The sequence below is a fragment of the Pseudomonas sp. UBA1879 genome (genome assembly GCF_002338065.1).
Classification (GTDB): Bacteria; Pseudomonadota; Gammaproteobacteria; order Pseudomonadales; family Pseudomonadaceae; genus Aquipseudomonas.
Genome location: NZ_DDHJ01000017.1, coordinates 25,905 through 41,809, shown reverse-complemented (window position 1 = coordinate 41,809; position 15,905 = coordinate 25,905). Strand labels below are relative to the sequence as shown.

Here is a 15,905-nt window from a genome sequence, read left to right as displayed (position 1 = left end):
GCGACTGCCGCTGCCCGTCACCAAGGTCAAAATGACACGAGTATTGAAAGCTGGTTGATCTCAACTTTCTCGAATAGCTTGCATAAAAACGGAGTATGGGGAATGCCATCGAAGGCGTTGAGTAAATTCGAAACGACAATGATGAAGGATGTGACCCGCATCATTGAGAGTCATGCTGCTTTGTCAGGCGGAGCACCAGGCAAAAAGGGGTTGGGTCACCTTACTCGGGGAGGAGTCTTGCTGCTTTGTTCCGCATGGGAGCTCTATCTAGAGGAAGTGCTGGCCGAGGCGGTCAAATTCGCCTGCGAAAAGGCAGCAGCGCCTGACGACCTACCAAAAGATGTGCAGAAAACCATCGCAGCCTTCGTGAAGGATAGTCAGCATGAGCTGAAAGCTCTGGCTATGGCCGGAGATGGTTGGAAGGCAGTCTACCAAGAAGCTGCGCAGATCAAAATTGATGCAGTTAATACGCCCAAGCCAGGCATCATAGATCCAATTTTCAAAAAATTTTTGGGCATCCCCAAAATCAGCTCCTGCTGGCACCACGGAGAGCAGTCTATAAAGGACTTCGTGACTGCGCGTGGGGATATAGCGCATCGTGGCAGCGACGCAGGGTATGTCACCATTGGAAAGCTGCGGGATGAATATAAGCCATTCATTATCAGGACAGTCCTAGATACGGATAACTACCTTTCTCAGCACCTCAGGGATATGTTCGCTGCCAAGCAACGTCCGTGGAACAAGAGGGCTGCGTAGAATCTCTAATCCCGGCTTTGGGTGTTGTAGGCAGCGGCGCTGGCATTAGGTAGGCATTACGAGCTACTGCCGCTGAGTGGTCAGCTATTCCTGAGGGAAACCTTATCTCAACCTCGACCGCCATTCCCGCAGGGTATGCGAACTTGTTGCTAGCCTTCTAATACAGCATCAGCAAACTCGATCAGATCAGAAAAATCACCTCTGCCAGACCGGCTCAGGTGGAACCCAGCAATCCCAGCAGCCCTAGCGCCATCCCGGTCACACCGAATCGAGTCTCCAATCATGACAACCCGATTCCCCGATAACTGTTGGCCCGGTTGAACGCCTAGGTCGCGACACACCGACTGGTAAATGATTGGGTTCGGCTTCAGCGCACCCACCTCGTAGCTGAAGGCGTACGCATCCATACCTGGCAGCAGCGCACGAACAGCCGGGCCATAGCCCGAAGCCAAGTTTGAGCACAAAGCGATTTTGATGCCTGCGCCTTGCAGGAGCGCTATGGCTTGTTGGACATCGGGGTAGAGAGTCATGCTAGCCAGCTCTTCCTGGAGCAGTCGAGCAAAGCCGTGGAGCTTTACGTAGCCTGCGCGTATGCCCAAGACATCAGCAGCTTCTCCCCAATCGAGCTCGCACGTCATGAGTTTCTCAAGTTGTTCGCGGCTCGGAGAGCCCCCTTGAGTACGCCCGTACCTCAGCAGGCGCAGGTAAGGATCACGCCTGTGCTCAATGCGAATGAGCGTCCCAAAGACGTCAAAAATCACCGAGGTCTGCATTATCTCTCCCCTTTGAGTGTAACGGGTGCCTGACAGTCAAAATTCGGGAGCCGAGTCGCCTTTAAACACCTAGGTCAACCCGGAATTTGAGATCGCGAAGCTCATCATCAAGCGCGCAAGCTGGTAGCGCTACTAGCAGGCAGATAGCAGCGTGGTTTGTCGCTTTTGTAGAAACGTTGAACTGCCCATCCAGCACGAGGACGCACTGCCACTCAGGTAGGTATCCCAGAGGCAAAAGCCGAAGGATGAACGGATCCACTCGACGCGTTGTGTACTCGATTAGAACCTGAGTGTTCTCCAACACCATGAATTCATGTCGCGCAGATTCGAGCGTAGTCTTCAGTTTCTCAAGATCCATCAGATCATGCGCAAGCTTAAAGATCTTCGCGTTGCGCTTGCTCTCTAGTGGGTCATCCGTTTCGTCCGAGGTCGGGATTATCCTCCTCCCGCGAAGGTTTGGGAGTCCGGCCTTTATCAGCTTGACCTCATCTTCATTTGCAAGCTCGACCTCATTCGCAAAGTCAGGCTGGCGCTCCGGATCAGCCAAAAACATGAGGTCAATCGGGCTAATGCCCTCTGAAAAATCCAGGCCGTCCATGGCTTCGTCAAACCTTCGCCAGCTAGCCACCAGATAGAGGCTGCGGGACTGGGTGAGAAAAAGTCGATGGCCGGAGATCTCAAATCCGAAAATGACCTTTGAACTCATAATACGAGTGCCATCGCGAAAGCGCTTTTCCCTGTCACCGTGAATCTCACCGCATAGATGTCCGTTCCACAGGTAGACTTGGCTCATCACTGCCGTCACTTGGTGGTGAAATGAAGGCAATAACGAGGCCTTTAGTGCGTTCATCACGTCCAGCACTACTCTTCCCCCTGCGACTCTTCTATTTGAATTTGGGTACTGACCAAGCTTCCAACCGGCTCCACGCCTGACAAAGGTCATCGATACACAGCAGGCACCCTCAGACTGATCGAGGGCGCATGGTCTCGTACTCGGAAACGATGACGTAGTGATCTCGACCAGACGTGCTCTGCACCAGGCTGAAATTTCCGCGTGATGTGAGCTTACGTACAGGCGGAGTCACCACAGTCTCCCCATTGCTGATAGAGCGAGCACAATCCAAGAAAAGCGTCGCGGTGAAGCGACTGCCAACCCTCGCAGCATTTGTTAGATAGCCGTCAACGGGGACTCCCCAGTCGATGCGGGCGGCCTTCTCAACATCAGCGGGTAGTTTTTCTTTATCCACCACATCAATTCCTGGCAAAACTCAAAGATCAATCGCGAAGGTAGGGCTGAAGCCCGTGTCCTCACCTGGGTAACCTCTCGGATTGGAGATCAGTCGGCATCCATCAAGGTACGTATCGACGGCGCGGTGGGTATGGCCAAAAACCCAAACGTCCGTCTGAGCCAGCAGTTGAACCCAGTTGTTGGCATACGCGGCATTGAGGTGACCCACGTGCTCATCACTAATCACCTCAGGTATAGGCGCATGATGTGTGACCACCAGGGTCTGGCCGTCAAACGGCTTCCCCAGTTCATTTGCCAGCCAAGTAAAGGCACCTCGATTTCGCTTGATCACGTCTGCCGGACGCAGTTTTCGATAGTTGTCATCGATGCGAATACATCTGTAGTCGTTCATCTGCTCCAGCGCTTGGCAGCTAGCGGCTACGGCATCGCCCGTGACAGAAAAGTCAGTCCATGCAGTGCAACCGAGCACACGAAGGCCTTTCCAGATAAACGATTCGTTGTCCAACAGGCACACGTGCGGAGCTGCAGCAGCTTTCATTTTTTGCCACGTTCGATCGATGTGACCTGAGTAGAACTCATGATTCCCCGCGACCTGCACGACTTGGCATGTAAAGGCGTCGTTGGCCCATTCAACCGCCTTCACGCCCTTGCCGACATCTCCAGCCAAGACCACTAGGTCGGCCCCTACATCCGGGGGTTCAAAGCCTGCCCCAAACTCCAGGTGGAAGTCGGAGTAAATCAAAATTCTCATGCGGATCAGCGCCTGTTTCTAATCGCGATTTAGGCATAAATTGCTCACTGCGCCTCTGGCGAAGCGCGATGCGCTGCACACCAGGCAGGATCATCCCGTCAAGGTGAATATATACATTTGTGCGGGATAACTCAAACGCGGCATACAGTTGGATTTGCGGGAACGACATATGCTGCTCCGTCAGGCCCTTGCTGATGCCCTGCTGCTGCTCCGGGCGCGCAAAGGGGTCACTCAACGCAAGCTTGCGGTGGAGCTGGATGCGTCTCAGATCAGCCGATTGGAAAGAGCTCAGAGTGCTGCCACGCTGGAATCCATCGACGTACTGGCCCAAGCATTGGAAATACAACCCCTTACGTTGCTCACGCTTGTGTATGCCATCAAGGCAGGCTTGCCCCCTCGCGAAGCCCTGAGGTTGGCCGGCGAGGAACTCGGTCAGCATGATTTCCTGGATGCTCAGGTGTCGACACTGGTGCCAGATCCTGTCCATCCGCTCACGGCCAGAGGCTTTGAAACGACCCGTGCAATCTTGGAACTGAAAGGTCAGGGCCTTAGCCAAGCAGAGGTTTCGAGAACGCTTGGCATCTCGACATCGACTGTTGGCCGGCATTGGAACAGGTCACCAGACTAGGCGCTTCAGAACATAGATGGGCGAATGAATCGCAAGGAAGAACGGCTCATTTGGGCCTGTGCGCTGAATCTATTTACCGTACCTGTGCTGCAGGGCTTCGTGTTCAAAAGCATCGAGCATATTCACAGTGGCATGCGCGAATGCGACATTCCTCGGCTCGCGAGCGCTGAGGGTATGGCGGAAGTCACCGGCCAGTTACTGGAAGACCTCCAGCAAGGAAGACGCCCACTTTTGCACGACTTTCGATCGTTTCATCGTGAACATTTGCGAGCCTTGAACGATATTAGGTTCGCGATTGCGGGTGAAATCCTCAGCCGAGTGCCAGAGGATTATCTGACTCAGCGCCTGTCAGACCTTAGATTTCGGATCGATTTGGGGCTCTAGGGGTAGGCAACCCACGAGCGCGATTGCTGTATCCGCTGCTTAACCCGAGCAATGGCGAGAAACGCCTTTGCATTTGATCTACCTGGCCCCCTGCGCCCAGTAAAGCGTCAAAAGGTTCTCAGGTCGTCGCTGAAGACTCCATGCTCGTCAACGCGCCTGTTGTACTGGTCGATGGCCTTCCGATTTTCTTTGAACCACTCTTGACTCTGGTGTTGAACAGCCTTGTCAGTACCCACTTGGGCGGGCTCACAGTGGTCGTCATGAAGCATGAGTTTTCTCCGCCACTGACAGTATGGCTACAGCGCTTTGATAGGCACACCCTAGCACTTGCAGTGCGTAAAACGCGACATCCCTTTGGCTGGAGAATTTAGCCAAGCCTTCGGGATGCCGGAATCAATGGCCAGGTATCAAGTCAATCCGCAGAAGAGTCGTCACCATCCCAAAAATCCTGCCGGAAATAGGCATCGATAATCTCCATCTGCTGACGAGAGATATTAGGGTCTTGCCGTAAAGCCTCGACCAAAACGACTGCACGCTCGCGCTCGACGATGGGGTCTAAAGCACTGGAGGAAACATTCAACATCCTCCTCGATACCCTATCACCGTCAACGTGCGCAGAGCCAATTGACACCGATGCTTCCAAAAACCGTAGAAGCATGGTCGGGTCACCTAATATGGGCTGATAAAGCTCACGCACGCGCAGCTCTCCCACGATGTCAATGAGTGGGTAGATCAATAGCTGCTGACCGTCGAAGTCCAGCAGGTCTGAGACGTTCATCTGTGTAGCTTGCTCAGCAACGTTCTGCTGTAGTTTCTCAATGATGGCAGGCTCAAGTCCTTCCATTTGAACCCCGTGAGGCAAGTCTCCTCGCAGCTGCCTTAGCAACTGCAATGCGACAGGGACGCCACGTGCCTGCATGACAGCCGACCGCAGCGCGGCTTCTCTCTCATTGGTGGGAATGACCTCTAGAAGTCGTCGCAGAGTTGCTGAAACCCGCCATTGATTTGGCATCGAGAAAGCACCAGCTTCATCATCAGACACAAGCAGGTTCTCAGAGACATTCAGGATCGCTATCAAAAGACTGGTCGCTCTCTCGGTGCCGAGATCACCTGCCATGCGGGAAATAAAGTCCAGCAACTCACGGGCTTTAGAATGGCCATCTTGGCGCCGCGTACTCTTGAGCTCAGCCCAGGCCTCGGAGAATTGGTCGGCGTTGACTGCAAGCCCTATGAGCTGGTCTGCCTCAGCCCTGCTGAGAACCGACTCGGGAACGCCGAAGCCGAAGTACACAGGATAGAAATCGGCACAGTTCAGCTTCATCTGTCGATACCCATCATACCCGCCATAGTACTGGCGGTTGAATGCGGCATCTATTCTAGGGAACATACGGCACATGAGCGCACGTACGCCGGCTCTTCTACTCTCAGAAATCTGTTCAAGCCATGCTGTATGGAACGTCGCCACCTGCTGAAGATTTTCATCCATGCCGGGCGAACCAGTAAACATTCGGCTGTGGTTCCGAACCCGATGGTAGGCGACGGGTTCGAAGATTCGTAGGAATTCCAACGCCACAAAATCGACCCAGTTCACCTCCCCTGCAACAGCGGGGAATGTCACACGCAACACGTTCATGACCCGCACAATGTCACGTGGTCTCTGTAAGTAATGTTCTAGGCCATCGAAAAAAATGTTCTGAAAATACCTGGGTTCAGCATCAGGCGTAGGGACTGCTGAAATCAGTTTGTTCAGCTCTTGTGAGAAATGAGCATTGAGCTGAGATTGCGAAATGGCAGGCAGCTCAAATGCTGCCTGCACGATCTTTTCCAGATACGCCAGCCCACCAGCGCTGAGCGCGCCGCCGATGGCTTCAGCGACCACATCACGATCAAAAGAAAGCAGGTACAACACATTTGGAAAATCGCCCAGCGCTTTGACGACTTTGAACACCTCCAGCATCTCTGGAGGGGTCAGGCGGTCGATATCGTCGATAATGATGAGGACACGCCGATCGGACTTCTCTAAGGTCTTGCTGATCTTTACCTTAACCTTTGGCACGTCGACAGGCTTACGACCCAGCCGTTTGAGCAGCGGCGTGAGCACCGTATCCAGCCACGGAATGCTGGTCGAATAGGTCACCGCCTTGGAGATTGTGCTTGCATAGTCAGCCAGCATGTCCCCTGCATCACGCAGAGCACCGGACTCTCCAATCAAGGCCTTGTGGAATTGCGTAAGCAGCTGGCCCGCCAGTTGATCTCTGCCGTTGAACCACCAGGGGTTGAACTCGATGATGACAGGCTGAGCCTCAGCACATTGGCGCAGATCATACTTAATCAGGTTCAACAGGCTTGATTTCCCGCTTCCCCAAGGGCCGTTGAGGGCCATGACGACGCCTGCCGGGCTAGGCGTCTTGCGGATTGCCTCGGCAAGCGACTTGGCGAATGGATAATATCCAAAGGCATCATCGTCAGGCGCAGCGACAGGGCGATCCGCATTAAGCGGGCTCAGCTCAGGCGAATCAGGGCGAGTCGACTCTTCGGCACCTTGCATAACGATCCTCTACCTCCTGTAATTGATATGAAAGCGATATCAGATCACGTTGTCCGATTCCTGAGGCAATGCCAAGTTTTTAATGCACGACTGTGCCTATATATGTACCCACTTGGGCGAGCTCACAGTGGTCATCATGAAGCATGAGTTCCTCCATTCCCGGCAATATGGCTGCAGCGGCCTGACAGGCACGCTATCGCATTGGTAGCGCATCGAACGCGGCATCCCGCTAACTCATACATTAATGCACCCGCCATGATCACATTCGACTTGAACACAAATGACGCGGAAGCCTTGCTCAGGCATTGCGAGACCTACAAGGCAAAGACGAGCGATGTCCGAGAAGATCGCCGTCTCGATAGCGCGCTGGAGGAGCTCGCAGAAGCATTGAAGGCACACCTTGCCACCGGGCCTTAGCATGTGCGGTAGTGAATAGCTAGACAATGCCCATCAACAGCCCTGAACAATTGCTCCAGGATGCGCGCTTGCGTTGAGCTGACATCCTGCCTATCGACTATGCTAGCTCTGCGGCTGGCCTTTGTTGTTGGAAGGACTGACCTCCCGCCAACAAAGCTTTAACCCTGTCTTATCACGATGTAACTCATCAGAGAAAAACAATGTATCGAAACGCTATAGTAACATTCCTAGATGTTTTAGGGTTTCGCAGCTTGGTCGAAAATGAAAGCGCCGATTCCATAGAATCAATCCTAAAGAAAATGAGTGAATACGCTGCGCCTGATGCTGACGAGGATCCTTACCACCCTGTCATCACAACATTCTCTGACTGCGTGGTACGCACCAACTTCGCTGATTCAGAAGCAAACTTGTCTTATCAGATAGGTTTGCTGTTCCATGAACTACTTGCATTGGTGCACGCGCAAAGCGAGCTGATCGATAGTGACGTAGTTGTGCGGGGCGGTGTTGCTTTTGGCAATATCTTTCATGAAGAACAACGTGTTTTTGGGCCAGCAATGGTTGACGCCTACGAGCTGGAGTCAGAAAAGGCCATATACCCTAGAATTGTCATCAGCCCTAAATGGATGACAGCATTAAAATCTGATAAATTAATGCAATCTAAGAACCACACTTTAAAAGAAGAATTAAAGTACATAAACAAGCTAATCAAGAAGGATGATGATGGGCTTTATTTTATCGATTACATTCGAGCAATCCGAAGCGAGCTAGACGATCCAGAGGCCGGGTATATTTTATTCCTGGAAAGACACCGCTCACTTATCAAGCGAAATTTAACCAAGCATGCGGGACAAAAAAGAGTTCTGCAGAAGTACGAATGGATCGCACGCTATCATGACGAACTAATCAATGAGCTTGACGAAGACTTCTTGAAATATTATGGATACTCCAAAAATTCCTTGCTAGTGGGAAACTCCTAAAGTAGCAACTTGCTTCATACCTTTTGGCCATTAGCGCTCTGTCACCTGATCATTAGCGCTTCTTGTAATTCGCTTGCCCTCGCATCGAGGGCAGATCCCGCAAAAAAGCCGGCCTCTGAAATAGCAGACCGGCCCGAGAGACTGAAAAAGTAAAGTGCCTTGGAGGCTTCGAACCGCCCCTAGTTTCCTAGACACCTTGAAGCCTCATAATGAAACCCAGATGAGAGGTTCTATGGATCGTCGGCCTTATTTCGTCGAGCCACTTTTTCATCAATCAGGTACTTAGCCTGACCCAGCTCTTCAGTGATGGCAGCGACAATAGCTGCATCCCACCCTGTAGCCTGCGGGTCGAGCTGATCCGCCACCTGGCCAACCGAATTTTGGCTGGCCAGGCATTGCTTCACTTAGATAGATACGGGTGCAGGAATGTGAGGGTGTGGGTCATACCCGACAATCTCGAAATCCTCAAACTTGTAGTCGTAGATGCTATCTGGTTTACGCTTGAATTTTAACTTAGGCAATGGACGAGGCTCGCGAGTCAGCTGAAGCTTTACTTGCTCAATATGATTTAAGTAAATATGTGCATCACCCATCGTTACTACAACCTCACCGACACCCAGATCACACTGCTGGGCCAGCATATGAGTCAGAAAACTCACCCCTGCTAGATTGTATGGATTTCCAAGTAGCAGGTCTGACGACCTTATATATAAGTGCGCTGACAGCTTTTTATTAGCCACATAGAACTGATAAAGTAAATGGCAAGGCGGTAATGCCATCTTCCCGCTTCGCGCATTTTCTTGTGGACTTACCGACTCATCGGGAAGGTACTCAACATTCCATCCGTGGAAGAGGATGCGACGGCTGTTCGGGTTGGTCTTGAGCGTGTGAACAACATAGTCGATCTGGTTGATCGTCTTACCATCCTGGGTAGGCCAGGCCGTCCACTGCTTGCCATAGATCGGGCCGAGATCACCGTCCTCAGTCGCCCACTCATCCCAGATACTGACCCCATGCTCTTTCAGCCATTTGGTATTGGTATCACCGTTCAGGAACCAGATCATCTCATTGATGATGCTCTTGAAATGCAGCTTCTTGGTGGTCAGGAGCGGGAAGCCATCCTCTAGGTTGTGGCGGAACTGGCGGCCAAAAACACTGAGCGTGCCGGTGCCTGTGCGATCGCCTTTCTCGACGCCGTTCTCCAGCACGTCGGCCAGCAAATCGTGGTACATCTTCATTTCGGATCCTCAAGGTTCGCGCTGATCACGTCCAGCGCGTCACGCAGTTTCAAAATTTCAGTCTCTTGCTCATTGATCTTCTGGCGCCGCTGAGCCGCGACCTGGACGTAGTAGTCCCTGGACTCACGGAGGGTGTTTAACCGTTTGTCGAGCGTGGCACAGGTGCTCTCAGATTCCTGATGCCTATTGAACCAATAAAGCACTTCCAACCGACTCTTTTCAAGGCGCTGCATCAGAACCGTCTTGGGATCTTGTTTCTTCTCCGCCTTGACCCGTTGGGCAATCACCGCAATGCGGCGATTCTCTTTGATCGCCTCAAGCCGCTCCGATGGGAAATCGCGCTGACGGATAGTATTGCGGTGAATGCCTGTGATCCGGCTGAGCTCAGCAATCGTTGGCCGCAGCTTCGGATCAGCAGCGATTTGCATGATCCCTTGAGCCAGCAGCTCGGTGTTCTTGTCGTAGTCGAGCTTGTTTTTGACATCAAACGCTTGGCCATTCATACCTCGATTTCCTCGCCCAAGTGTTCAAGCACGCCTCGGGCTTCCTCCATGGCTGCCTTCAATTCTTCCTCTACGCCTGCGGAGTTTGGAGAGTTCAGTGCCAAGCTGTTCTGCACGTAGATTTCCCGCCACTTAGGAGCGTGTACCTTGGTAACCACGGCATTCGGGCAGCGATTAGGATTGCAACGCAGCCCCCCAATGCACGGTAGAGACTCATCAAAATCTTCTCGCTGACCGCCATAGCAAAAGGCTTTTCCGACGTTGATGATCGCCATGCGCCTCTTGGCCATCTGGGTGATGATCTGCTCCTTGGTATAGCCAGCCGCCATGTACCCGTTGAACACCTTTTGCATCTTCGCCTTGTGCTTCTCAGCGTTGGGCCCGGCGTAGTTTCCATCCGGATCGCAGTAGCTGAGGATGTACTCCTCCTCTGCTATTTGAGTCGGCGTTCTGCCCGAAGAGCGTCCGCCCTTGGACAGGATCTCAGCGATCGCTCCATACCCAAGAGTCACCGCGCTGAACGCTTTGTTCTGACCAGCCCCGCCGACAAGATCACCAAAGTGCTTCAACTGGTGTGAGATGAAGGGAAGGCCAAGCTCAGCCCTTGCCATTTGATAGGCCAAGGTATGGCGCAATGTGTAGGGTGAAAACTCAAGAGTCTCGAACTCCTCGTCCGTCAGGATCTCCTCGAAGAAAGCGCTGAACTGATGGGCGATTCCATTCGAGGTCATCGACTTCGGTTTGGCTCCCTGAGCGACGGTATCGACGTTGGAGAACAGGTAGGGATTCTGCTTTACCTTGGCGATGAGACAAGCTGCACGAATAGCATCACGCACTATGGGAATGGCGATCCACTTGTCGTCGAACAGCTTCGCCAAGCCCTGGCGGTGTTTGATTACATTGCTAATCAGCAGCCAGTAATCGTTTTCTTGCTCCAGGCACGACTCAACCAGGATCTCAGCGAGCTCCGAAGGTCGCATGCCGGTGTACTGCGCGACGAGGTAGCAGGCGCTGTAAGAGACAAAATTGATGTACAGACGGAAATCATTGTCCAGATTCGAATCTGAGAGTTTGAGCAACGTTTCGGTCGCCTTGAACTCATGTCCGCCAGAGCTGGATTTGAAAATGGCTGGAACGTAACCAAAGCCAGCGGACAGTGCAGCCGTCATCGCATCAGAGTCATAGCCTTTTTTCCGCAGCCTCAGCGCGACGTACAACTCAAAATCGAAACCCGACAACTCTTGAGCACGGGCCGGCGAGTAACCGCTAGCATTCTGACGGGTCAAGGCCACCAGGTCGTCCACGGGCTCTCCGAGTGTGCTTAGGAAGTCAACGACTGCGAAAGAAGCCTCCCGAGAGGCTTTCTCGAAGATATCGTTTGGAAGGATCCTGAACGTCCTCTCGGACTCATCGACGTGCTTGGCAACTCTGGCCCAGGTCAGCGCCTCAAGCTCAACGTACGGTAGTGGCTTGTCGAAGACCTGTTCCTGTAGAAATGGCGACCTCATCAGCGTGAAAAACTTCTTGAGATCAGGGCCGAAAGCAAGCGGATGGATGCGGGCAGCCTCGCGGTACATGCCGGCGTCGAAGTACGTCAGGCCATGGTATCCAACCTCAAAAAACTCATCCGTCAGGAGCTGCCGCGCCTGCCCCGACATCGTCTCCAGAAAGCTCAGGCCGGCCTTAATGCATGATAGGGCCGTGTTAGCCTTGATGCTCCTTGGGGAGGCAAACGTACGCAGTGCCGATGGCATCTTCAGCCAATAATAGAGAGCGACCTTCACTTCCAGAATCGCGGACTGATTGACCGACGGATACGATTCAAAGTTGATCCGCAGCTTGCCCCCTTTGACGTTCATGGCCGCGTTCGGGTGATCCAGGTTGTAGTCCCAAACAGGATCACCCAGCACGGATGTCTTGCTGATGGGTAATGCCATGAGCGCTTGGTACCAGGCGAGCGCCTCCAGCGACACAGGGGCCGCATCAGCGACGTGGTTGTGCAGCTCCAGCATGAGGGTGTGAGCGGCTGTCCGCCACTTCTTATAAGCTGCCAGCTCAGGCAGCAGTGCTTGGGCTTGAACTTGGCTCATAGCGCAACCCCCTCGACCAGAATGCTGGGCTGCACGTTTTCAGAAAGACGCTCGGCCTTGGCCAACTCATCAGCAGAAAAGTCAGAGGTCTCCGGATCAAGAATGTTGTTGAGCACATCAAGGTTATCCAGGATGACGGCTGCATAAGGCGTATCGAGCACCCGATTGGTCTCCATCATGCGCTGGTAGCCACGCCGCAAGGCAAACAAATCCGGTAGATGCGACACCGTGATGATGCTGTTGCTGCACGAGAGGCATTTGTTGAACAACGAGCAGGGCTTGCTGGGATCGTATCCCGCCAACGCCTTGATGAAGTCTGGTGGATCAAACACGTTCATGCACGTCGCCAAACCAGACTGGAGGGGTGTTCCCTGTGGTGCGGACTCGATGGTCTTGGTCGGAATGAGCTTTGGAGCCTCATCCAACGTATCCTGATGCATCTCCTGGAGAACCTTATTCAGCATCCGGCGCGCCATGGGATTGAAGTCCAGCTTATCCAGATAGCCCATGGTGGTGCTGAGGCTCTTGTGTCCGAGAAGCACCTGAATCTCGCGTGGAGAGACGCCGCGCTCAATCAGCTCGCTTACGAAGCTGGGCCGGAATCGTGACGGTGTAAGTTTGAGAGGATTGCCATCCTCGTCAAGCAGCCCATGATCCTGAGAGAGCTTCTGCAGCGTCTTATGCAGCATGGTTTCGCCAGAGCTCTCAAAGGAGTTGATCACGCCATACTGTCTGGGGGAGCTCGACCGATAGATGAACAGCTTGTACTTGATCTCAACCGGTGCGTTTCGTCGAACATCACGGGTCAGAAGTTTTACATCATCATAGACCTGCTTTACCGCACGCCCCTGAGAAGTCGTCAGCCAAGAAATTTCCGCATGGAACAGGTCAAGAGGGAGCATCTTCTCGCCCTCAGAGCGCTCTTTCCAATACAGCAGACAAGGGCGATCCGTTAAATCATGGCGCTCGATAAAATCGTCTAACTCCAACCCCAGTAAAGAATCAGCGTTCATGCCGGTAATTTGGGCGAGACGAGCAATGTAAGGCGCAACGGTGCGGCCATCAACCTGATACTGCACCCCCCAAGCCTTGTATACATCGAAGATGGAAGTTGATGAGTTAGCGACGATCTTCATGAACGCATTTTGATAACGATCATCACGATCTGCAGACTCAAAGCCCAATGGCTTGCAGTCGAGCTTGTTTTCAAAAATCCACCGTGCATTGTCAAGGGTGTTAAATCCACGGCGCACCTTACCATCAGGGCCCACAGGGTCTTCCCCTACATAGCTTCGGACATAAGGCTGGGCTCGGCGATTGGTTTCCTCAATTTCTTGCTCAATTGCTTGCGAAATACGATTACGCACGCTTTGCGGATAGGGCCTGTATTGGTCAGTTTCACGCTCAGTATCGAATCCCGCAGCCTGGACAAAGCTGGTCAGCCCCAAATCTTCGATTTGGGCTGCACGAGCCATCATTTTTCTCGCCGCACTCATCATCGTACTGCAGTGGCTAGTCGATAGCTGGCGTTCAATTATCTTGTCTTGCAGATATGCCCTAAACTTTGGGAGAGCATAGGGAGTTACGAGTTCCTGAATGCACTCCAAACCAGTGTATCTCGCCTCCATGAGACAGGCTCGATAATTTTTGAAAGCCTCGATGAAATTCTGCTGTCCAGATTCACTACTACTCTTCATCGATGACACACTGAAAAGATGCAGTAGGTGATGAAAAGGACGCTCTGGTTCTGGGTTCGCCAGGTCGGACAGGCGATGAATGTGAACTGCCCGCAAAGCCTGGAAGGTGTCTCGCAATGACTCAGTCTTTTCGCCTACCACCTTATCGGCAATACGCTGCTCGACGGTTTGGTAGTTCGCCTTGAGAACACCAAGCTCGCGAAGGTCATTGAGGATCTCTTCGTACGTGATCCGCACCAGTTCGAATTTCGTCCTCGCCGCACTGAAACCTGCCAGATCAGAGATTTCGCTCAAAAAACCGCGCTCCTTGATGCCGTTGCCAAAAGTTGGAATGGCAAGTTTTTTTTCTGCGGGCATCCCTTCATACCAGTTGAGCAGACGGCGACGCCAATCGCAGGCGGTAGATGAATGACCGGCGACGATGATTTCCTCAGCACGCATCGCATCAAGGATCGGTTCAAAGCTTGAGGCACGCCTTGATATGGCCTTGGGGCTTAGACCGGTTTGTTCGGCTACGTAGTGAGGGGCCACCGCCAACACCTCTCCCGGACTGAGACAGATCTTCAGCAGAGACTCACGATCATCAGTGGCGCGTGCCACAAATGACTCGATGACGGCGTCCACCCCGGCACTGTTAAGCCGACTCATTTCATATCTCCCGCATCAATTCTCAGGCGCGTCTGTTGAGAAAGCTCAGCCATCTCACCTGCTTTCGTTTTGCTTTCAGTTCCGGGGCGTACGAGCTTCTGATAGAGGTCGTAGGGAATCTGGGTGTAGATCTCAGAAGTGCTGAGCCGCGAGTGGCCTAACGTCTTCTGCACCGTGACCAGCCGATCAAGGTGGTCATTGCCTATGTCTGGCGTCCTCAGAAGGGCGTAGGCGTTCCCATGCCTCAACTTGTGCGGAGAGATCATCCTGTCGATTTTCAGAAGATTCAGCGCTCGTTCGGACACGCGCTCCAAGAGCTTGGAGATTGAACGGGGGGTGTATTCGCCCCCTTCCGCATTCATGAAGGCAGGGGTGTTTTCAGCGCCTTTGAACTGCCGCTTACACATATTGTAAAGCGGCGAGGCATGGTATTTCTTGATGCGTAGCAATGTGGCGCGGCTGACCAACGTCTGACGCGGCTTAAAAGAATCTGCAGGGCCTTTGCTGCCATCAATGTGCAGGGGGCAATAGTCAGCGTTCACCGGTTCTGTCACACCAGGCGAGATGAATAGTGTGTCCTGGAACTGTATGGCGTCATTAATGGCCTTGAGCGTCACTCGCGGGACTTCCGAGCGTCGTACGCCTGCGTCGTACATGAACTGGAGCAAGCAGCGCTCACGCTCACTCTGCGTAGACAAAATGAGCGCTGTCAGGTCATTCAGAGAGCAGGCCACTACCAGACCCTTGTTTGGGCGGGGAGACAGGAAACCACCAGTGTAGGGATTGGGCGCGGTACGAGGCGCGGGTACATCGTCCACCCCCTTGCACAGCGAATCATTGAAAAACGCCATCAAGGACGAATCTCGGTTGCGCACCGTTTTCTTGGAAATACCCTCCGCCTCGCGCAGGTTGGCGAAGTACTCCTCAATGACATGGGTTCGGATTTCCAGGAACGCAGAGTCGCGCTCGCAATCCCGAAACTCACGGCGGTTCTTCAGGTATTCACAGGTGTACCCAAGGTTGCGACCGTAGGTGATGGCGGTCTGCTCGGCAATCTGGGCGGTCTGGAGGCTGTGGGATAGATAACCCGAGATCAGAGGCATCAGGCGCTCATCGTCATCAAAGACGGCTGCTCCTGTAACCTTCACAGCTTCATGAACCTGGGACTCTTCGGATGGATCGTTCCGCCTGGTCGGGGACTCACTGAAATCTAGGGGCTTGCCCCTAACTGCGATGACCTTCACTT

The 15,905-nt window shown here is 53.1% G+C and carries 14 protein-coding genes; 4 read left to right on the top strand and 10 right to left on the bottom strand.

Annotation, left to right across the window (positions count from 1 at the left end; genetic code table 11):
• Window positions 1-102: 102 nt before the first annotated feature.
• On the top strand, window positions 103-756 hold the full coding sequence (locus B3N48_RS19520; protein WP_296186585.1) for a HEPN domain-containing protein: 654 nt from the start codon (window positions 103-105) through the stop codon (window positions 754-756).
• 149 nt (window positions 757-905) lie between these two features.
• Here the strand turns inward: B3N48_RS19520 and B3N48_RS19515 are convergent, their stop codons facing one another.
• The 3 genes from B3N48_RS19515 to B3N48_RS19505 form a co-directional block, all read right to left on the bottom strand.
• Window positions 906-1,529, bottom strand: a complete 624-nt coding sequence (locus tag B3N48_RS19515) for an HAD family hydrolase (protein WP_296186583.1) — start codon at window positions 1,527-1,529, stop codon at window positions 906-908.
• A 61-nt stretch (window positions 1,530-1,590) separates the two neighbouring features.
• Window positions 1,591-2,391 (bottom strand): hypothetical protein, encoded by an 801-nt coding sequence (locus tag B3N48_RS19510; protein WP_296186581.1) that lies wholly within the window; start codon window positions 2,389-2,391, stop codon window positions 1,591-1,593.
• 406 nt (window positions 2,392-2,797) lie between these two features.
• A complete protein-coding gene (locus tag B3N48_RS19505; RefSeq protein WP_296186580.1) occupies window positions 2,798-3,529 on the bottom strand; it encodes a metallophosphoesterase family protein in 732 nt (243 codons plus the stop codon).
• 169 nt (window positions 3,530-3,698) lie between these two features.
• On the opposite strand from B3N48_RS19505, the gene B3N48_RS19500 reads away from it, so the two are divergent.
• Window positions 3,699-4,157: a helix-turn-helix domain-containing protein gene (locus B3N48_RS19500; protein ID WP_296186578.1), complete on the top strand. Its 459-nt coding sequence runs from the start codon at window positions 3,699-3,701 to the stop codon at window positions 4,155-4,157.
• A 24-nt stretch (window positions 4,158-4,181) separates the two neighbouring features.
• Window positions 4,182-4,541 (top strand): hypothetical protein, encoded by a 360-nt coding sequence (locus tag B3N48_RS19495; RefSeq protein ID WP_296186576.1) that lies wholly within the window; start codon window positions 4,182-4,184, stop codon window positions 4,539-4,541.
• 107 nt (window positions 4,542-4,648) lie between these two features.
• Here the strand turns inward: B3N48_RS19495 and B3N48_RS19490 are convergent, their stop codons facing one another.
• Window positions 4,649-4,810, bottom strand: coding sequence for a type II toxin-antitoxin system CcdA family antitoxin (locus B3N48_RS19490; protein ID WP_296186575.1), 162 nt, complete (start codon window positions 4,808-4,810; stop codon window positions 4,649-4,651).
• 143 nt (window positions 4,811-4,953) lie between these two features.
• Window positions 4,954-7,089, bottom strand: coding sequence for a KAP family P-loop NTPase fold protein (locus B3N48_RS19485; protein ID WP_296186574.1), 2,136 nt, complete (start codon window positions 7,087-7,089; stop codon window positions 4,954-4,956).
• Window positions 7,090-7,706: 617 nt separating this feature from the next.
• On the opposite strand from B3N48_RS19485, the gene B3N48_RS19480 reads away from it, so the two are divergent.
• A complete protein-coding gene (locus tag B3N48_RS19480; RefSeq protein WP_296186573.1) occupies window positions 7,707-8,483 on the top strand; it encodes a hypothetical protein in 777 nt (258 codons plus the stop codon).
• A gap of 404 nt (window positions 8,484-8,887) precedes the next feature.
• On the opposite strand, the gene B3N48_RS19475 is transcribed toward B3N48_RS19480, so the two are convergent.
• The 5 genes from B3N48_RS19475 to B3N48_RS19455 are packed head-to-tail and all read right to left on the bottom strand — an operon-like array spanning window position 8,888 to window position 15,903.
• Entirely contained in the window at window positions 8,888-9,721 is an 834-nt protein-coding gene (locus B3N48_RS19475; protein WP_296186571.1) for a thymidylate synthase, read from the bottom strand.
• Entirely contained in the window at window positions 9,718-10,224 is a 507-nt protein-coding gene (locus B3N48_RS19470) for a hypothetical protein (protein WP_296186569.1), read from the bottom strand. The genes B3N48_RS19475 and B3N48_RS19470 overlap by 4 nt, the downstream gene beginning before the upstream one ends.
• Entirely contained in the window at window positions 10,221-12,314 is a 2,094-nt protein-coding gene (locus B3N48_RS19465) for a tyrosine-type recombinase/integrase (protein ID WP_296186568.1), read from the bottom strand. The genes B3N48_RS19470 and B3N48_RS19465 overlap by 4 nt, the downstream gene beginning before the upstream one ends.
• Entirely contained in the window at window positions 12,311-14,659 is a 2,349-nt protein-coding gene (locus B3N48_RS19460; RefSeq protein WP_296186567.1) for a site-specific integrase, read from the bottom strand. The genes B3N48_RS19465 and B3N48_RS19460 overlap by 4 nt, the downstream gene beginning before the upstream one ends.
• Window positions 14,656-15,903, bottom strand: a complete 1,248-nt coding sequence (locus B3N48_RS19455) for a tyrosine-type recombinase/integrase (RefSeq protein WP_296186566.1) — start codon at window positions 15,901-15,903, stop codon at window positions 14,656-14,658. Before B3N48_RS19455 ends, B3N48_RS19460 begins: the two co-directional genes overlap by 4 nt.
• Between the last annotated feature and the right edge of the window lie 2 nt (window positions 15,904-15,905).